This is a genomic window from Arthrobacter gandavensis (assembly GCF_039528575.1).
Lineage (GTDB): Bacteria > Actinomycetota > Actinomycetes > Actinomycetales > Micrococcaceae > Arthrobacter_B > Arthrobacter_B citreus_B.
The window spans coordinates 612,035-629,586 of the sequence record NZ_BAAALV010000001.1 but is presented as its reverse complement, the minus strand read 5'-3'; the positions used below and the strand labels follow the sequence as shown (position 1 = coordinate 629,586).

Here is a 17,552-nt window from a genome sequence, read left to right as displayed (position 1 = left end):
CTTAGAGCACCTCGTTGAGCCGGGAGATGCGCTCAGCGGCTTCCTGGAGCACGTCGAACCGCTTGCAGAAGGCGAAGCGGAGCATGGTCCTGGTCCGTTCCGCGCCCTCGGGGTGGCAGAACATCGCCACTGGGATGGCTGCTACGCCCACGAGTTCCGGCAGCCGGCGTGCCAGGGCGGTGGCGTCGTCGATGCCCAGGGGAGCGACGTCGGCATTCACGAAGTACGTTCCCTGTGGCTGGAACACCTCCAGTCCCGCCTGCCGAAGCCCGGCGGAGAGCACGTTGCGCTTGGCGCGGAGGGTTCCGGCGATGTCGGTGAAGAACGCATCCTCCATGCGCAGCCCCTCGGCGATCGCCGCCTGGAACGGAGAGCCGGAGCTGTAGGTCAGGAAACTCTTGACGGCACGCACCGCGGCAACCAGCTCCGCCGGCCCGCTGATCCAGCCGATCTTCCAGCCGGTCAGGGAGAACGTCTTGCCTGCGGATGAAATGGTCAGGGTGCGGTCCGCCGCACCGGGCAGCGTGGCGACGGGAATATGCCGGGGCCCAAACGTGAGGTGTTCGTAGACCTCGTCGGTGACAATCACGGCGTCATGCTTCACCGCCAGGTCAACGATGCGCTGCAGTACGGTCTCCGGGAAGACGGCGCCGGTGGGGTTGTGCGGGTTGTTGACCAGCACCACCCGGGTACGGTTCGTGAACGCTGCTTCCAGGGCAGCCAGGTCCGGCTGGAAATCCGGGGCCAGCAGGGGAGCAGTGGTGTGGGTGGCGCCGCTGAGCCCAATCATGGCGCCGTAGGAGTCGTAGAAGGGCTCGAAGGTCAGGACCTCGTCTCCCGGCCCGGTGAGCGCGAGGATAGCGGAAGCTATCGCCTCCGTGGCGCCGGTGGTCACCATGACCTCCGTCCCGGGATCCGGACGAAGACCGTAAAACCTTTCCTGGTGCTCGGCGATGGCCTCGCGCAGCACCGGCAGCCCCATGCCCGGGGCGTACTGGTTGGCTCCGCCGAGTATCGCCCGGCGGGCAGCATTGCGGATTTCCGCCGGTCCGTCTTCATCCGGGAAACCCTGTCCCAGGTTAATCGCTGAGTGGGTACCGGCCAGGGCGGTGATTTCCTCGAAGATGGTGATGCCCAGGTTGCCGTCTGCGCCAAGAAGGTTCGCTCCCGCCGCCGTGCGCTGCCAGGGTGCGGGCGCACCGTCCCGGGAGTCTCGGAGCATAGGCGTGCGGGATGTTGAAGTCATGCCTTCAAGTATTACCTGACACACCCGGGAAACGGGCCGGCGGGACACCCTCCGGTTCTCCATTCCGCCGTGCCTGACCGCCCTGGAGCCCGCCAACCGGGTAGATTCGATGTATGCGACGCGCTGTATGCCCCGGATCCTATGACCCCATCCATAACGGCCACCTCGAAGTGATTGCCCGCGCCACGAACCTCTTTGACGAAGTCATCGTCGCGGTCTCCACGAACTACGCCAAGAAGTACCGGTTCTCCGAAGACGAGCGGCTGGAAATTGCTGCGGAAACGCTGGGCTCCCTTGCGGGAGTGTCAGTGCTGCCCATGGGGCACGGCCTGCTGGCAGATTTCTGCCGGGAGCATGGCGCAAGCGCCATCGTCAAGGGACTGCGGTCGGTGCAGGATTACCAGTACGAACTGCCCATGGCTGTTATGAACCGGCAGCTCACCGGCGTGGAAACCGTCTTCCTGGCCGCGGAGAATTCCTACACGCACCTTTCCTCAAGCCTGATCAAGGAAGTCGCCTCACTGGGCGGAGACATCACCGGATTTGTGCCGAGCGCCGTGTTGAAGCGGCTGAGCTAGCCAGGTGCAATGGCCCCGGGGTGCGCTGTGCAGGCAGTAGACTTGATGGGGCGACGGAAACCCGGCGTTCTGCCGGCTGCCTGAACCCCGGTTTGAGAGATACCGGCTCCTCAGGCTAAGATGATATGTCGGTCTATGTTCTACAGGAGTTCTCATTAGCGTTTCATCGCGGTCACAACCGAGTTCCCCCTTGGCAATTAATGTCAAGGATCTCGGGCGCAGCCCGGGAACCATGCGGACAATGCATGAGCATGTGCCGGCACCGAAAGACTTCGGTGTTGCGCTTATTGGCGTACCGTTCGGATCGGACATTGAGCTCGATCTGAGGTTTGAAGCTGTACACGAGGGGATCCTGGTCTCGGGTTCCGCGCTTGTTCCCGTCAAGGGCGAGTGCGGACGGTGCCTGGTTCCCATCGAGTACAACGAGGACGTCGATGTGCAGGAACTCTTCTACTACGAGGACACAGAGTCCTTCGAAGAAGAAGAGGAAGAAGAGCAACGCCGGATCGAGCGAGATGTAATCGATCTTGAACCGGTTTTGCGGGACGCAGTGGTAACTTCCCTGCCGTTCCAGCCGGTGTGCCGGGAGGACTGCGAAGGCCTTTGCTCCGAATGCGGGGCGCGCCTTGAGGAGGATCCGGGTCACCACCATGAAGTTGTGGATCCTCGCTGGGCAGCCCTTGCCGGGTTGGCTGGCACCGCCGCTGAAGATGCGGCAACAAGTACAGAGTCAGACGAGAGAGAAGAGAGTTAGTCGTGGCTGTTCCCAAGCGGAAAATGTCCCGCTCGAATACGCGTGCACGCCGGTCCCAGTGGAAGGCAACTGCGCCCAACCTGGTAAAGACCGTTGAGAACGGCCGCGTTACCTACAGCCTGCCCCACCAGGCCAAGGTCGTAACCGACTCCGCAGGTACCGCGCTGTTCCTTGAATACAAGGGCCGCAAGGTAGCGGACGTCTAAGACCAGTGAGTGTCCCCTTTGCCGTTTGCCCCATGGGCAGCCGCTGAAGGGGGCTCACTGCTTTTCGGGGCACAATCAGCAAGTGAAAAATACTGAAGAGCTTCTGAAGCGTCTCGGCGTCGACCTCGATGCCGAGACGCTTCGTCTTGCGCTCACACACCGCTCCTACGCATACGAGCATGGCGGCATCCCCACCAACGAACGCCTTGAATTCCTGGGCGATTCGATCCTGGGGTTCTCCGTAACCGACACGCTTTACCGTGACAACCCCGGGCTTTCCGAGGGTGAACTGGCCAAGCGCCGTTCCGCAGTAGTCAGCACCAAGGCGCTGGCCTCCGTGGCCCGCGAGCTCAGGCTGGGCGACTTTATCCTGCTCGGCCAGGGCGAGAAGCTGACCAACGGCAAGGACAAGTCCTCCATCCTGGCGGACACCACCGAGGCACTGATCGGCGCGGTGTACCTGTGCCACGGCATCGAGACTGCCCGTTCAATGGTGATGCGCCTGATTGGGCCGCTGCTCCACGATGCGGACACCCTGGGAGCCGGCACCGACTGGAAGACCAGCATCCAGGAAATAGCTGCCGCCCGGAAAATGGGCGACATCGAATACCGGGTTACGGGCTCCGGCCCGGACCACTCCCGCAGTTTCGTCGCCGTGCTGCACATCGGCGGACGTGCGTTCGGCACGGGCACCGGCCGGTCCAAGAAGGACGCTGAGCAGGAAGCTGCCGCAGACACCTGGAAGCTGTTGCGTGAACAGGACAGCAGCCAGGCTCCTTCGGCACCTGTGTAGCCGCTGTCATGCCCGAACTTCCCGAAGTCGAGGTAGTCCGGCGCGGCCTGGCACGATGGGTGCGCGGCCGCACCATCACCGGCGTCGAAATCCTCGATGAACGCTCCATCCGGCGGCACGTTCCGGGGCCGGAGGACCTGCGCGGCAACCTCGAGGGCGCCCGCGTGCTTGATGTGGCCCGTCGCGGGAAATTCCTCTGGCTGCCCCTGGTGGAGGACTCAGCGCCCGACGCCGCCCCGCCGTTTGCGCTGATGGCGCACCTGGGCATGAGCGGGCAGCTGGTGATGGAAACACCCGACCTGCCCGATGAGAAGCACCTCAAGGTCCGGTTCACGCTCAGCCCGGCTGAGGACGCAGACGGTACGCGCATGCCGGACGAACTTCGTTTTGTGGACCAGCGCATTTTCGGCGGGGTCTTCCTGGCGGACCTGCTGCCCACACCGGACGGGCAACCCGGCGGGCTCTCGGAAACGGGGCTGGCGCTGGTTCCGTCGGAAGCAGCCCATATTGCCCGCGATCCGCTGGACCCGGCGTTCTCCTTCGACGATTTCTACCGGAGGCTGCGCGCCCGCCGCACCGGCATCAAGCGCGCACTCCTGGACCAGGGGCTTATCTCCGGGGTTGGCAACATCTACGCGGACGAGGCGCTGTGGGCAGCGAAGCTGCACTTTGCCAGGCCCACCGACACCATGCGCCGGGCGGATGCCCTGCGCCTGGTGGAAGCCGCCCGGGACGTGATGCTGCGTGCCCTCGAAGCCGGGGGAACCAGTTTCGACTCGCTCTACGTCAACGTCAACGGAGCCTCCGGCTACTTCGCCCGCTCCCTGAATGCCTACGGCCGCGAGGGCCGGCCGTGCCCGCGGTGCGAGGCGGCAGGCCTTCCCACACTGATCCGGCGGGATTCGTTCATGAACCGTTCCTCGTACTCCTGCCCGGTCTGCCAGAAGCGTCCGCGCAACGGCCGCTGGTAGCTCCTGCCCTGCCGGCGGCTAGCTGCTGCGCAGCTCAGCCACCAGGGCGTCGTTGAAAACCGGCCACGCTTCGGCGGCCCAGGGACCGAAGTCCCGGTCCGTGAGGGCCACCGCAGCCGCTTCCAGCTCCGGATCAACCCACAGGAATGTCCCGGACTGTCCAAAATGTCCAAAGGTGCGCGGAGAATTGGCCTCGCCGGTCCAGTGCGGAGACTTCCCGTTGCGGATCTCGAAGCCAAGGCCCCAGTCGTTCTCCTTCTGCCGGCCGAATCCAGGCAGCACACCGGCCAGGCCTGGGAACACCACGGAGGTGGCGGCAGTCAGCGACCCGGCGCTGATTAGCTGCGGAGCCTGAAGCTCGGCAGCAAACCGGGACAAGTCGGCTGCCGTGGAAACGGCCCCGGCAGCGGGAGAACCTTCCAGTGCCGTGTCTTTCATGCCCAGGGGCTCGAGGACAGCCTCGGAAAGGTAGTCCGCGAAGGAGATGCCGGTAGCCTGCTCCAGATGTTCTCCCAGCACTTCGAACCCCGCGTTCGAATACAGGCGGCGGGTCCCCGGTTCGTAACGGACTGTGCGGTCCCCGAAATCGTAACCTCCGGTATGCGCCAGCAGGTGGCGGATCGTGGAGCCTTCCGGACCGGCCGGATCATCAAGGCCTACGGCTTCCTCTTCGAGGGCCACCTGGAAGGCATACGCGGTGAGCAGCTTGGTCACGGAAGCCAGCGGGTAACGCTTCTGCTGTTCCCCGCCGGTTCCGAGGACGGTCCCGTCGGCCGCAACGACGGCGGTGGAAACGTTTTCCGCGGGCCAGGACTGGGTCTTCTGGAGAGTCTTCATCCCTGCCATCCTATGCGGCGTAGTGCTTGGCCAGGCGGGCCATGCCCTCCTCGACGGAGACCTCCGGCGCCCAGTCCAGGACCTGGCGGGTGTGCCGCTGGTCGAACCAGTGGGAGGTGGAGAGCTGCTCCGCCAGGAACCGGGTCATGGGAGGTTCGTCCTCCACCAGGCCGCGGGAACCGGCTGCGAGCCAGGCTTTCTCAATGACGCTTCCGGCGCCCCGGGCAAGCCAGCCGGGAACGCTGAGGGACGGAGCTGGAATGCCTGCGGCGGCGCAGATACCGCCGATCATTTCCCGCACCATGCGGGGCTGGCCGTTGGTTACCACCAGTGCCTGCCCGTGGGCCTGCTCCATCCGGTCCAGGGCACGGGCGATGGCGGAAGCGGCGTTGTCCAGGTACGTGGTGTCGATGAGGGCCGCCCCGCCGTCCAGCAGCGGGAGCCGTCCGGACCGGGCCCGGTCCATGACCCGTTCCACCAGCTGGGTGTCGCCGGGCCCCCAGACGATGTGCGGACGGATTGCCGTGACGCGGAATTCAGGCGAATCAGCGGCAAGTGCCAGGAGTTCTGCGGCGGCCTTGGAACGGGCATAGCTGCCGCGGGCCCGCTCGGGGTCCGCGGTTCCCGCGCCCGCTCCGGCGATCGGCTCGCCGAAGTGGGCCACCGAGGGCGAGGAGACGAAAACGACGTCGCGCACGCCGGCGGCCCGCGCGGCGTCCAGGACATTGCGGGTGCCGTCGATGTTGGTCGCCTGGAACTCGGACCACTCACCGGTGAAGGAAACCTTTGCCGCAAGGTGGACGACGGCGTCCATTCCGGCTATGGCTGCTTCCACGGCTGGGCGGTCCGTGATGGAGCCGGAGACCGACTCCAGGCCTGGAGCGGCCGCAGGGCGCCGCTGCAGCGTCCGCACATAGTGTCCCTGGCCTGAGAGGACGCCGGCAACAGCGCCTCCGAGCAGGCCGCTGGCGCCGGTGACAAGGATGCGGCGGCTCATCGGCGGGCTCCCGGTGCGGTGATGCGGCCGCCGGCCAGGACCCGGGCGGCCCAGGCACCCAGAGCGGAGCGGTCGATCTTGGAATTGTGGCGGATGTCCGTGGGCATCTGCGGCAGCACCAGCACCGCGGCCAGGTCCAGGCCACAGCGTTCGGCGACGGCGGAGCGGACGTCGGCGGCCAGGGAGTCTTCCGCCGGTCCGGGCCTGCGGGCCCCGCCGACGGTTTCAACGACGGCCACGGGAACCTGTGTTCCCGCCGGGCCAACGCCTACCAGGGCCGCCAGGCGGACAGCAGGCACTGATTCCGCAGCCTGTTCGGCTGCGACCGGCGTGAGGGGCCCTGCGGGGGTGGTCAGGACATGGCCAAGACGTCCCTCGACCCAGAGCCGGCCATCCGCGTCGAAATGGCCAACATCTCCGGTCCGGTGCCAGCCCGGCAGCGAACTGCTGTGCGCCTCGGTAATCCAGAGCCGGTCGTACCGGTCCTTCACATGCGGCGCACTCACCAGGATTTCTCCCGTGATGCCGTGCGCGTCGGAGATCTCGCTGCCCGCCGTGCCGTCTGCGGACAGCGGAGCGAGGGCCACGCGGGCACCGGCCACTGCTGTGCCCACGCACACACCGTTGCCGGTACCGGCCTTGCGGATCTGCTCCAGGCTGATGTCCGTGACCGGCAGAGCCTCGGTCATGCCGTAGGGCGTGTGCAGGGCAGCGGCGGGAACCAGGTCCTGTACCCGGGTGAGCAGGGCTTCGGGGATGGGAGCCCCGGCAGAGAGCAGCAGTTCAACCTTGCCCAGTGCATCCCGCTGGGCCGCGTCCAGGTCCCCGGCGGTTGCCAGCACGTTGGCCAGGGCGGCGGGGGAGGCGAACACCGTGGTGGCCTGGATGGCCGCGGCGGCGTTGGCCAGGGCGGCGGCGCTAAGCGTGCGCGGAGCGGTGACGTCCATGTCCGGAGTGACGCTGGTGGCGCCCAACGCGGGTCCGAGCAGGGCGAACGGTGCGAAGCCTGCCACCAGGGAGGAACCGGCCTTGAGGTTGTAGGTCCGGCGCAGCGTGTCCCGCATGGCGGCGAGCCGGCGGTGCGTGTAGACGGCTCCCTTGGCCGGTCCGGTGGAGCCGGAGGTGAAGAGCACGGCGGCGTCCGCGTCCGGATCCACGTGCCAGTCGGGGACTGGCTGTCCGGCCCCGGCAGCGGTGAGTTCAGCGACCGTGTGCGCTGTGCCGAGCAGGCGCCGCCTGGCCGGGGATGCTTCGCCGGCCAGGACCGGGGTACCCGGCCAGCCGAAGAACCGTGCACCGGTGAGGCCGCGTTCAATGCCTACGATGAAGTCCGGTCCCGCGCCCTTGATGGCGCGGCTCAGGCCCTTGGTGCCCAGCCCGGCGTCGGCAACCACCACCACGGCGCCCAGCCGCAGGCAGGCGTAGATCAGGGTTGTGAGCTCGCTGCCCGGCGGCACCAGCAGGTTCACCCGGCTGCCCGGGCGCACTCCGATGCCGGCCAGCCCGGCCGCCAGCGCGTTGACCCGGGAACCGAGTTCGGCCCAGGAGAGCACCGCGGGAGCTTTACCTGATTCGGCCGGAGCCATATCAACGACGGCGGGTGAATCGTCCGAGCTGCGCTCGTCCAGCTCTGCCAGCATGGGCCGGAAGCCGGAGCGCTGTGTTTTTGCGGCTGGGGCCTGCTTCGGAGCCGCAGCCTGTCCCGGAGCCGGGGCGTGGACGGCATCCAGCCAGGCATAGACCGGCGAGGCGATGTCCCTGTCCTCGGCCACCAGGTGCCCGGCACCTTCGAAGCGGTGAACGTCCGCCTGGGGAAGGCGGCTGATGAGGTCCCGCAGGTACCGGTCGGAGAAGACCGGGTCCTTGGGGCCCCACAGCGCCAGCACCGGCACGTCCAGCTCCCGGATGCCTTCGGCGACGCGGCTCAGCGTCCGGTAGCTTGGGTGGGTTTCATCCGCGGGGATGTCGGCGACGAAGTTGCCGACGCCCTCGCGCCGTGCTGCTGAGCGATAGGGCTCGGCGTACGCCTGGCGGACCTCCGGGAGCAGTGCCGGGCGGGCCAGGGAATGCGTGACGCGCAGGAAGGCATCGGTGGTCCTGGTGCCCCAGCCGTGCACTGCCGGGTGCAGGGCCAGGCGCAGTGCCGGCGGCAGGGAGAAACCGGCTGGGTGCACCGCGGTGTTGGTAAGCACCACGCCTGCCAGCTGTTTGCGGTGGGCCAGTGCCCAGCCCAGGGAGATGATGCCGCCCCAGTCGTGTCCCACGCTCACCACGGGCCCGGTGAGGCCGAGCGCACCGGTCAGGTCCCCGAGGTCGGTGATCCGGTCGGCGAGCCGGCGGAACGTCCCGGTGCGGTCGGAGAAACCCATATCCAGCTGGTCTACGGCGATGACGCGCCAGGGACGGTCCGCGGTGCTCCCGGCAGCGGCCAGGGTGCGCCACAGATAGGACCAGGTGGGGTTGCCGTGGACGCACAGCAGCGTTCCGGCAGGCTCGACGCCGCGGGCAGCAAGGTCCGGGGCGTTATCCAGCAGGTGCCAGGTGTGGGTGGTTCCTGCTGCATCCACGGCAGCGGTGGAGGGAACCTGGACATGGCGGGACCACGCGGCCGGAACTCCGGGCCAGAGTTCAGCTACCACGCGATCTCCATCATGGTGGTGTTCAGGCCGGAGCCCACGCCCATGCACAGCACCCGGTCCCCGGGATGCAGCGTGCGGGCTTCCTGCGCGAGCGTCATGGGCAGTGATGCCGGACCCACGTTGCCCCACCGGGGGAACGTGATCGGAACACGTTCCTTGTCCAGCTCTACGGCCTTGATGATGGCGTTCGTGTAGGAGTTGGAGACCTGGTGGGTGACGTAGCGGTCCATGCCCTGCCAGTCCCAGCCGTTCTCCTGCGCCTCATGCCAGGCAGTGACCACCAGGTCCAGCCCGCCTTCGAGCAGCCCTTTGGTATCGGTGTACATGCCGCCTTCACCGCCCACGCACAGTTCGTGGTGTTCGGTGCCGGCCCGCGAGACCCCGCCCAGGATGCGGTGCGAACCGGGGTGGTCCCCGGCCCGGCCGATTACGGCAGCCGCAGCCCCGCTGCCCAGCGTCAGGGTCGCGAACTCCCGAAGGTAGTCCTGGCGGGTGGAGTCCTCACGGTTTAGGCGGCCGAACGTGGCTTCCTGGACTCCCTGCGAGTCTTCCCCGGCCACAATCAGGGCGTAATCGATCTGGCCGGATTCGATCATGTTCGAGGCCATGGTGATGCCGTTGACGAATCCGAGGCAGGCATTGGCAAGGTCAAAGTTCAGGGCAGAGGAAGGCAGGCCCAGGCTGTGGTGGATCTTCACTGCGACGGAGGGCTCAAGGTTCTTGCGCGTCACTGACGTGTTGATGAGCAGCCCGATCTGTGCCGGCTCGACGCCGGCTTCAGCCATCGCCTTGGCTCCCGCCTCGATCGCACCGTCCTCGAAAGTCGAACCGGGTGCCCACCATCGCCGTTCGCTGACGCCGGCGACCCGCTCCAGCAGGCCCTTGGAAAGCCGCAGCCGTTTCAGGGACGGCGAGAGCCGTTCGTCGAACTCATGAGAACTGACAACAACGGGCGCTTCTACGCTCTTGACGCTCAGGAGTGCGGTGTTGGTGTGATGGAAGTTGAAGTTCCCGCTCAAAATGCCTGCCTTGTCTGCTGCCAAAAAAGATCGCGGTCCGGGCCCGGTAAAGCCCGTAACGGCGCCGTCGAACCATATGATTCTCTAAGAAGCCTACTTTCCTGCCCGGCCTGGAACGCGCGAAATCCCGGATTACGCTCTGCGAGTACTGCGCTTAAGTGTGGGGTACCACCCGGCTTTAAGGAATCTTCCACAAACGAGAGACAGAGGCCAGTGCACTTAAAAACCCTCACGATGCGGGGCTTCAAATCCTTCGCGTCGGCCACCACCTTCGAGTTTGAGCCCGGAGTGACCGCCGTCGTCGGTCCCAACGGCTCAGGCAAGTCCAATGTGGTGGATGCCCTGGCCTGGGTCATGGGGGAGCAGGGAGCCAAGACCCTGCGCGGCGGAAAAATGGAAGACGTGATTTTTGCCGGGACCTCCGGGCGGCCGCCGCTGGGCCGGGCGCAGGTCTCGCTCACCATCGACAATTCCGACGGCGCCCTGCCGATCGACTACTCCGAAGTCACCATTTCCCGCACCCTGTTCCGGGCCGGCGGCTCCGAGTACGCCATCAATGGTGCACCCTGCCGCCTGCTGGACATCCAGGAACTGCTCTCTGACTCCGGGCTGGGCCGGGAAATGCACGTGATCGTGGGGCAGGGGCAGCTGGACAAGGTGCTGCACGCGTCGCCGGAGGACCGCCGGGGCTTCATTGAGGAAGCCGCGGGAATCCTCAAGCACCGGCGGCGGCGGGAAAAGACCGTGCGCAAGCTGGACGCGATGCAGGCCAACCTCGCCCGACTGACCGACCTGACCGCGGAGCTGCGCCGGCAGCTTGGGCCACTGGGCAAACAGGCGGCCGTGGCACGCCGGGCCAAGCAGGTCCAGCTGGATGTACGCGATGCCCGGGCACGCCTGCTCGCCGATGACATTGTGACCCTGGCCGCCGCCGTCGAGGAAGACACAGCGGCCGAGGCAGCGCTGCGCACCAGGCGGGCACAAGTCGAGCAGGAAGCGGCAGCACAGGGTGCGCGGCTCGCGGAACTCGAACGGCTTGCCGCCGAGGCAACCCCGCGGGTCAACGCAGCACGAGACGCCTGGTACGCGCTTTCCTCTGCACGGGAACGGCTGCGCTCGCTGGCTGCTCTGGCCGACGAGCGGCGCCGGCTGCTTGGCTCCGCTGAACCTGCGGCCGACCCCGGCCGCGACCCCGAGAAACTGCAGGCTCAGGCGCAGCGGGTGCGCGCCGAGGCCGAGCAGCTTGCCGCCGAGGCCTCCGAACGGGAGGGCATGCTCGAAGACGCCGTTGAGATCCGGGCCGCCGCAGAGGAAGAAGCGGCAGCCGAAGAGCGACGCCTGGCCGCCCTGCTGCGGGCAGCGGCGGACCGCAGGGAAGGCTTGGCCCGGCTCTCCGGCTCGGTGTCCGCCGCGCGGTCCCGGGTGGAGGCTGCGGAGGCTGAGCTGGGAAGGCTGCGCGGTTCCATTGCGCAGGCCGAGGAGCGCCGGCGTAGGGCCGAAGCGGATTTCGCTGCCCTGGAGCAGGAAGCAGCTGGAGCGGAGTCCGGCGAAGAAGGCCTGGACGCCGAATACGAGGAAGCCACCGAGGCGTTGGAAGTCGCCACGGCACGGCTGGCGGACCTCGTGGAAGAAGAACGGCAGGCGGTTCGGGACCGTGAGACCCTCACCGCCCGCCGCGATGCCCTTGCCGTGGGGCTGGACCGCCGGGACGGGTCGGCGGCGCTGCTGGGTGCCGGGCTTGACGGTGTGCTCTCGCCCCTCGCCGACCTGCTTACCGTCAGGCCCGGCTACGAGCGCGCAGTCAGCGCCGCGCTGGGACCGGCAGCCGAAGCGCTGGCAGTACGCGACGGCGACACTGCAGTCCAGGCGCTGAAAACCCTCAAGGACTCCGAACTGGGCCAGGTGAACCTGGTTCTGGCCGCTGGTCCGGCCGCCGGGGAACCCGCCGAAAGCCGGGTGGAGCTTCCGGCCGGCTGCGTTTATGCCGAGGATCTGGTGGAGGCAGCCGCGGGCGCTGGACCTGCCGTGCGCTCCCTCCTGCGCCCCGCCGTCGTGGTTGAATCCCTGGACCGTGCATCGGCCCTGCTGGCACAGCACCCCGGACTAACGGCGGTCACCGCTGACGGGGACGTGCTGACAGTCTTCACCGCCGCCGGGGGATCGAGCACGGCCCCCGGGCTCATCGAAATCCAGGCTGCCGTGGAGGAAACCCAGAGCAGGTTGGATGAAGCCTCAGCCCGCGCCGAAAAGGCACGTTTCGCGATCGCAGCACTGCGGGCGGAACGTGACACGGCGCAGGCCAGGGCCGATGCAGCGCTCGCCGTCCTGCACGAATCCGATGCCCGCCTCGCCGCCGTGGGGGAGCGGCTGGGTGCCTTGGGCTCCGTGCTGCGTTCGGCCTCCGGGGAAGCGGAACGGCTGACGCGCCTTGCCGAGGCGGCTGAGGCGAACCTCACTGCGGAACAAGAGAAGCTGGCCGAGGCGGAACAGCGGCTGGCAGCGGCGCAGGAAAGCCCGGAAGACGCTGCCGAACCTTCCACTGACCGCCGTGATGCGCTGGCATTGGCCGCAGCCCAGGCGCGGCAGGCCGAAATGGATGCCCGGCTGTCCCTGCGCTCGGCCCAGGAGCAGCTCTCTGCCGTGTCCGGCCGGGCTGAATCCCTGGAGCGGGCCGCAGCGGCGGAGCGCCGCGCCCGGGCAGCGGCAGCAGAACGGGCACGGGTGCGTGCCGCCCAGGCCGCACGTGCGCAGGCGGTGGCCACGGCGGCCCTGCAGGCCGGACGCTGGGCGGACGTGTCCCTGGAAGCCGCGGCCGCCGAGCGGGACCAGGCCGAAGCCGTCCGCGCCGAGTTTGAAGCCGAGCTCACCGAGGTGCGGGCCGCTAACGCCGAGTCCGTGGCAGAGCTGGCCAGGCTGACGGACTCCGTGCACCGCGACGAGCTCCTCCGGGCTGAGAAACGGCTGCGGATCGAAGCACTGGAAGTCCGGGCCGTGGAGGAACTCGGCATCACCGCAGACAACCTTGTCGCCGAATACGGGCCGGACCAGCTGGTTCCGGTTCCTGCGGATGCCGTGGAGGGCGCCGGAAAGTGGGCGGCCCTGCATCTGCCGGTGGACGAGGACGGCAACCCGGTCACCGAAGGTGTTCCCTACAACCGCGCCGAGCAGGAGAAACGGCTCAAGCGTGCCCAGCGGGACCTTTCCGCCCTGGGCAAGGTGAACCCGCTGGCACTGGAAGAGTTCGCTGCCCTCGAGGAGAGGCATGCCTTCCTCAGCACCCAGCTTGAGGACCTCAAGGCCACCCGCAAGGACCTGCTGGACATCATCCGTGAAGTGGACCAGCGGGTGGAAGAGGTCTTTGCCGCCGCTTTCCAGGACACAGCTGTCCAGTTCGAGAGGGTCTTCGGGCGGCTTTTCCCCGGCGGCGAGGGACGGCTGGTCCTCACCGATCCGCAGGACATGCTCACCACCGGCATTGAGGTGGAGGCCCGTCCAGCCGGCAAGAAGATCAAGCGGCTGTCCCTCTTGTCCGGCGGAGAGCGCTCGCTGACCGCCGTCGCCCTGCTGGTAGCCATCTTCAAGGCCCGCCCCTCGCCCTTCTATGTCATGGATGAGGTTGAAGCGGCACTGGATGACACCAACCTGGGCCGGCTGATCACCATCTTCGAAGAGCTGCGTGAATCGTCCCAGCTGATAGTCATTACGCACCAGAAACGCACCATGGAAGTGGCCGATGCCCTGTACGGCGTGTCCATGCGCGGCGACGGCGTCTCCGCCGTGATCAGCCAGCGGCTGGCCGGCGCGGCGCGGCATTCTGCCGCCCCTTAGCCTTGCAGATCCCGCCCTGGTCCTCGCAAGCTCGGAGAGGGGCCCTGGATCTTTCACTGCCTCGCTCGTTCCTCGCTCGTTCCTCGCTCGTTCCTCGCTCGGCGATGCGGGGCTACGCAGAACACCGTGCCGCGCGGCCCCCGGTCCTGAAACCGTTAGCGGGCGTATCGTGCGGTGAAGTTGCGCAGGATCAGCGGCGGGGCAGTGACCCGGGCCGGACGGACGGAGTCCATCACCGCGTCGGCTTCCTCAGGCGGAAAGTACCCGGCATTGCGGTAGACCGAGATACGGGTCAGCAGCCCGGCGACGTCGAGCTCGGGATGGAACTGGGTGGCGTAGAGGTTCTGCCGCACCCGGAACATCTGCACGGGGCAGGTGGGGGAGCCGGCCAGGTTCACCGCATGCGGGGGCAGCGTGAAAACGGCTTCCTTGTGGCCTACGAAGGCGTCGAACGTGTCCGGCAGCCCGTCGAGCAGAGGATCCCGGCGTCCCTCCACGGTGAGGGTAACCGGAACTGCGCCAATCGCCTCGCCGTAGGTGCGGTCGACGACGGCGCCCTGGTGCCGTCCCAGCGTCCCCACGCCGTAGCAGGCACCCAGGAATGGAAAGTCCTCCGCGACCACGGCGTCCAGCAGGGCAGACAGCTCCTTTTCAACGCGCAGCTGCAGCGCGGACTTGCCCTCTTCCGGGTCCGAGGAGTTGAACGGGCTGCCGCCCACGATGATCCCGCTGTACTGCGCCAGGTCAACGGCCGGCAGGGGGCCCGCTTCCATCCGTACCCGGTGCAGCTGGTGCGGGGCCAGGCCCCCGAAGTTCAGGTAGGACTCGTATTCCTCCTCGGCGGCGCCGTCTTCGGCGCGGGTGGCCAGGAGCAGGAAGGGCTTCATTCCTCGATGGTAGTGCGGTGCGGGCGCATCCTGGCCGTCCGCTGCTCCGGGGCCAGGGTTTCCCGTGCGGTCAGCCAGATCAGCAGTGCTGCCAGGGCGGTTGCTCCCGTGACGGCGAAAGCCCAGGTGTAGCCCAGGGTGTCGGCCAGCACACCGGCCAGGATGGGGCCGATGATCGCTCCGGTGTCCGCGGACATCTGGAACGCCGCAAGGACCTTGCCGCCGCTGCGTTCGGAACCGACGACGTCGGCCACCGCGGCCTGCTGGGCCGGGTTCAGCAGGCCTGTGCCCAGGCCGGCAACCGCGGAGACCACCAGGAACATGGCCACTGACCCGGAGAAGCCGATTGCCGCAGTAGCGGCGCCGTTTATCGCCAGGCCTGTGATGACCAGCGGTTTGCGGCCCCAGGAGTCAGCCAGCCGGCCGGAGAAGGTCAGGGCCAGGGCTGTCCCGGCTGCGAACGCGGTCAGGGAGATGCCGGCAATTTCCGGGCCTGCTGACAGGACAGCAGCGGCAAAGAGCGGCAGCAGGGAGTTGCGCACGCCGAAGGAGGACCAGCCGTTGGCGAAGGATGAGACCATGGCGGCGCGGTAGGCGGAGTCGGAGAGCGCCTCCCGGACGCTGAGGTGTACCCGCTCGGCAGGTTTCTCCTTTGCGCCGGCACTGCCGCGTGCTTCCCTCAGCAGGTAGGCGACTACGACGGCGGCCACCAGCAGTGCTGCGGCGTAGACGAGGAAGGGAACGCGCAGTCCGAAGCCGGCCAGAAGACCGCCGAGCAGGGGCCCGCCAATGTTGCCCAGCAGGAAGGACGAGGCGTAGGCGCCGGAGATGCGGCCGCGGATGGCGGGAGGAGCCAGCCGGATGATCAGGGCCATGGCGGAAATGGTGAACATGGTGGATCCGATGCCGCCGAGGCCGCGGAAGATCAGCAGCTGCCAGTAGTTCCCGGCGAAGGCGCACGCTGCCGTGGACAGGGCCACGATCAGCAGTCCCATCACGTAGACAGGGCGTTCACCGAGTTTTTCCAGCAGGGCTCCGCCGGCCGGGGCGAAGACCAGCCGGGTGAACGCGAAGGCGCTGACCACAACCGAGGATGCCGCCACGCCAACGTTGAAACTCTGGGCGAACTGCGGCAGCACCGGAGCCACCAGGCCAAAGCCAAGGGCAATGAGGAACGCTGCGGCAATAAGGACTTTGATTTCGCGGGGGATCGGTATCCGGGGTGAGCTCGCCATGATGCTTCGATTCTCGCAGACTTGGCCGCGTTTCGGGCCGGTGCCGCCGGGACGGCAGTGGGCACGTACGGGTGCCCGGCGGCGGCGCCGTATGACATGCTGGAAAGCGTGAATGAGACTCTTTCAATTGTGATCTATGTGGTCATTGGGCTGGCTGTTGTCGGTTCGCTGGCAGCCCTGCTGGTCCGCACCCGCCGCACGCCCAAGGGCATGTACCCCACGAAGCGTGACGCAGACGACCTGCCGGGCGGCAGCGGTTCCACCTCCGTCCTGGACCGTCCCGGAACTGCCGAGCCGGAAGCTGATTCCAGGCTCACCGTCCCGGATGACCTGCGGGACCTGGAAGAAGCTCCCGCTGAGCCCGAGGCCCCGGCGCTGGAGACCCCCGAACCGGTCCAGGGCCGCCTGGCCCGGCTGCGTGCCCGGCTGGCGAAGTCCAACAACGCGCTCGGCAAGGCTCTGCTGGCGCTGCTTTCCAGCGACAAGATCGACGAAGACGTCTGGGACGAGATCGAGGAAACCCTGCTGCTGGCAGACCTCGGCACCGAACCGACCACCGAACTTGTCGACGCGCTGCGCGAGCGGGTCCGCATTTCCGGCAGCCGCGACCCCCAGGAAGTCCACGCGATGCTGCGCGAGGAACTGATCAAGCTGGTGGATCCGTCCATGGACCGTTCCCTCGCCGTTGACCGGCATGCAGATAAGCCCGCCGTCGTTATGGTGGTTGGCGTGAACGGCGTCGGCAAGACGACAACCGTGGGCAAGCTCGCCCGCGTCCTGGTGGCCGAGGACAAGGACGTTCTCCTTGGAGCAGCGGACACTTTCCGTGCCGCGGCAGCCGAGCAGCTTGCCACCTGGGGCCAGCGGGTGGGCGTGCCCACCGTGCGCTCCGACGTCGACGGCGCAGACCCGGCGTCGGTCGCCTTCGAAGCAGTGAAGGCCGGCATTGACGGCGAAGTGGACACGGTGCTCATCGACACCGCCGGCCGCCTGCAGAACAAGGTTGGCCTGATGGACGAGCTCGGCAAGGTCAAGCGCGTGATCGAGAAGCAGGCCGAGGTTGACGAAGTGCTGCTGGTCCTGGACGCCACCACCGGACAGAACGGCCTGACCCAGGCAAAGGTCTTCGCCGAGGTCGTGAACATCACCGGCATTGTGCTCACCAAGCTGGACGGGACCGCCAAGGGCGGAATCGTCGTCGCGATCCAGCGCACTCTCGGTGTGCCGGTAAAGCTGGTGGGCCTTGGTGAAGGCCCGGATGACCTGGCGCCGTTCGATGCCGAAGGTTTTGTGGACGCACTGCTGTCATAGCGTGCTGAAACGCAAACGGGCTCCCGCGCCGGTCTTGGCGCGGGAGCCCTTTTGCGTGCGGCCGGATTGATACTGCGGTCAATGGCACGCCCTCCTGACAACACTCACGGCTGGTTCACCGGCGCAGGCAACGTTCCCGAAACACGCCGGAAACTGCACTTTTACCCGGCGCCGAAGTTTGTAATGTCCCGGCAATACCCCCGGCTGAATACCGAAACTTCGCCCCGGCAATGTTCTTTCCAGCGCGGGAG

The 17,552-nt window shown here is 67.3% G+C and carries 14 protein-coding genes; 7 read left to right on the top strand and 7 right to left on the bottom strand.

Features of this window, described 5'->3' with window-relative positions:
- Nucleotide 1: 1 nt before the first annotated feature.
- Entirely contained in the window at nucleotides 2–1,246 is a 1,245-nt protein-coding gene (locus ABFX29_RS02990; RefSeq protein ID WP_152227414.1) for an aminotransferase class I/II-fold pyridoxal phosphate-dependent enzyme, read from the bottom strand.
- A gap of 113 nt (nucleotides 1,247–1,359) precedes the next feature.
- Between ABFX29_RS02990 and coaD the strand changes: the two genes are divergently transcribed.
- The 5 genes from coaD to mutM all read left to right on the top strand — a co-directional run bounded on the left by coaD (nucleotide 1,360) and on the right by mutM (nucleotide 4,548).
- Nucleotides 1,360–1,824, top strand: a complete 465-nt coding sequence (coaD, locus tag ABFX29_RS02985) for a pantetheine-phosphate adenylyltransferase (RefSeq protein WP_152227416.1) — start codon at nucleotides 1,360–1,362, stop codon at nucleotides 1,822–1,824.
- 190 nt (nucleotides 1,825–2,014) lie between these two features.
- Nucleotides 2,015–2,578: a YceD family protein gene (locus ABFX29_RS02980; protein WP_152227418.1), complete on the top strand. Its 564-nt coding sequence runs from the start codon at nucleotides 2,015–2,017 to the stop codon at nucleotides 2,576–2,578.
- Nucleotides 2,579–2,580: 2 nt separating this feature from the next.
- Nucleotides 2,581–2,784, top strand: coding sequence for a 50S ribosomal protein L32 (gene rpmF / locus ABFX29_RS02975; RefSeq protein WP_055240805.1), 204 nt, complete (start codon nucleotides 2,581–2,583; stop codon nucleotides 2,782–2,784).
- An 82-nt stretch (nucleotides 2,785–2,866) separates the two neighbouring features.
- Nucleotides 2,867–3,577: a ribonuclease III gene (rnc, locus tag ABFX29_RS02970; protein ID WP_152227419.1), complete on the top strand. Its 711-nt coding sequence runs from the start codon at nucleotides 2,867–2,869 to the stop codon at nucleotides 3,575–3,577.
- An 8-nt stretch (nucleotides 3,578–3,585) separates the two neighbouring features.
- On the top strand, nucleotides 3,586–4,548 hold the full coding sequence (gene mutM / locus ABFX29_RS02965) for a bifunctional DNA-formamidopyrimidine glycosylase/DNA-(apurinic or apyrimidinic site) lyase (protein ID WP_152227420.1): 963 nt from the start codon (nucleotides 3,586–3,588) through the stop codon (nucleotides 4,546–4,548).
- A gap of 18 nt (nucleotides 4,549–4,566) precedes the next feature.
- Here mutM and ABFX29_RS02960 read toward each other — a convergent pair whose 3' ends face one another.
- Genes ABFX29_RS02960 through ABFX29_RS02945 form a run of 4 tightly spaced genes read right to left on the bottom strand, consistent with a single transcriptional unit; the run spans nucleotide 4,567 to nucleotide 10,040 of the window.
- Entirely contained in the window at nucleotides 4,567–5,385 is an 819-nt protein-coding gene (locus ABFX29_RS02960; RefSeq protein WP_152227421.1) for a serine hydrolase domain-containing protein, read from the bottom strand.
- A gap of 10 nt (nucleotides 5,386–5,395) precedes the next feature.
- Nucleotides 5,396–6,382 (bottom strand): NAD-dependent epimerase/dehydratase family protein, encoded by a 987-nt coding sequence (locus ABFX29_RS02955; protein WP_152227422.1) that lies wholly within the window; start codon nucleotides 6,380–6,382, stop codon nucleotides 5,396–5,398.
- Complete coding sequence (locus ABFX29_RS02950; protein WP_152227424.1) at nucleotides 6,379–9,021, bottom strand: alpha/beta fold hydrolase; 2,643 nt, start codon at nucleotides 9,019–9,021, stop codon at nucleotides 6,379–6,381. Before ABFX29_RS02950 ends, ABFX29_RS02955 begins: the two co-directional genes overlap by 4 nt.
- Nucleotides 9,015–10,040 carry a 3-oxoacyl-ACP synthase III gene (locus ABFX29_RS02945; protein ID WP_152227426.1) on the bottom strand — a complete coding sequence of 342 codons (1,026 nt, stop codon included), beginning with the start codon at nucleotides 10,038–10,040 and terminating at the stop codon, nucleotides 9,015–9,017. Before ABFX29_RS02945 ends, ABFX29_RS02950 begins: the two co-directional genes overlap by 7 nt.
- Nucleotides 10,041–10,253: 213 nt before the next feature.
- Here ABFX29_RS02945 and smc point away from each other — a divergent pair, with 213 nt between their 5' ends.
- The gene (smc, locus tag ABFX29_RS02940) at nucleotides 10,254–13,868 is read left to right on the top strand and encodes a chromosome segregation protein SMC (protein ID WP_211372368.1); all 3,615 of its coding nucleotides are present in this window, start codon (nucleotides 10,254–10,256) and stop codon (nucleotides 13,866–13,868) included.
- 155 nt (nucleotides 13,869–14,023) lie between these two features.
- Here smc and ABFX29_RS02935 read toward each other — a convergent pair whose 3' ends face one another.
- On the bottom strand, nucleotides 14,024–14,755 hold the full coding sequence (locus ABFX29_RS02935; protein ID WP_152227430.1) for a glutamine amidotransferase: 732 nt from the start codon (nucleotides 14,753–14,755) through the stop codon (nucleotides 14,024–14,026).
- Nucleotides 14,752–15,990 carry an MFS transporter gene (locus ABFX29_RS02930; RefSeq protein WP_152227432.1) on the bottom strand — a complete coding sequence of 413 codons (1,239 nt, stop codon included), beginning with the start codon at nucleotides 15,988–15,990 and terminating at the stop codon, nucleotides 14,752–14,754. Before ABFX29_RS02930 ends, ABFX29_RS02935 begins: the two co-directional genes overlap by 4 nt.
- Before the next feature lie 108 nt (nucleotides 15,991–16,098).
- Between ABFX29_RS02930 and ftsY the strand changes: the two genes are divergently transcribed.
- On the top strand, nucleotides 16,099–17,301 hold the full coding sequence (ftsY, locus tag ABFX29_RS02925; protein WP_152228346.1) for a signal recognition particle-docking protein FtsY: 1,203 nt from the start codon (nucleotides 16,099–16,101) through the stop codon (nucleotides 17,299–17,301).
- Nucleotides 17,302–17,552 lie beyond the last annotated feature (251 nt).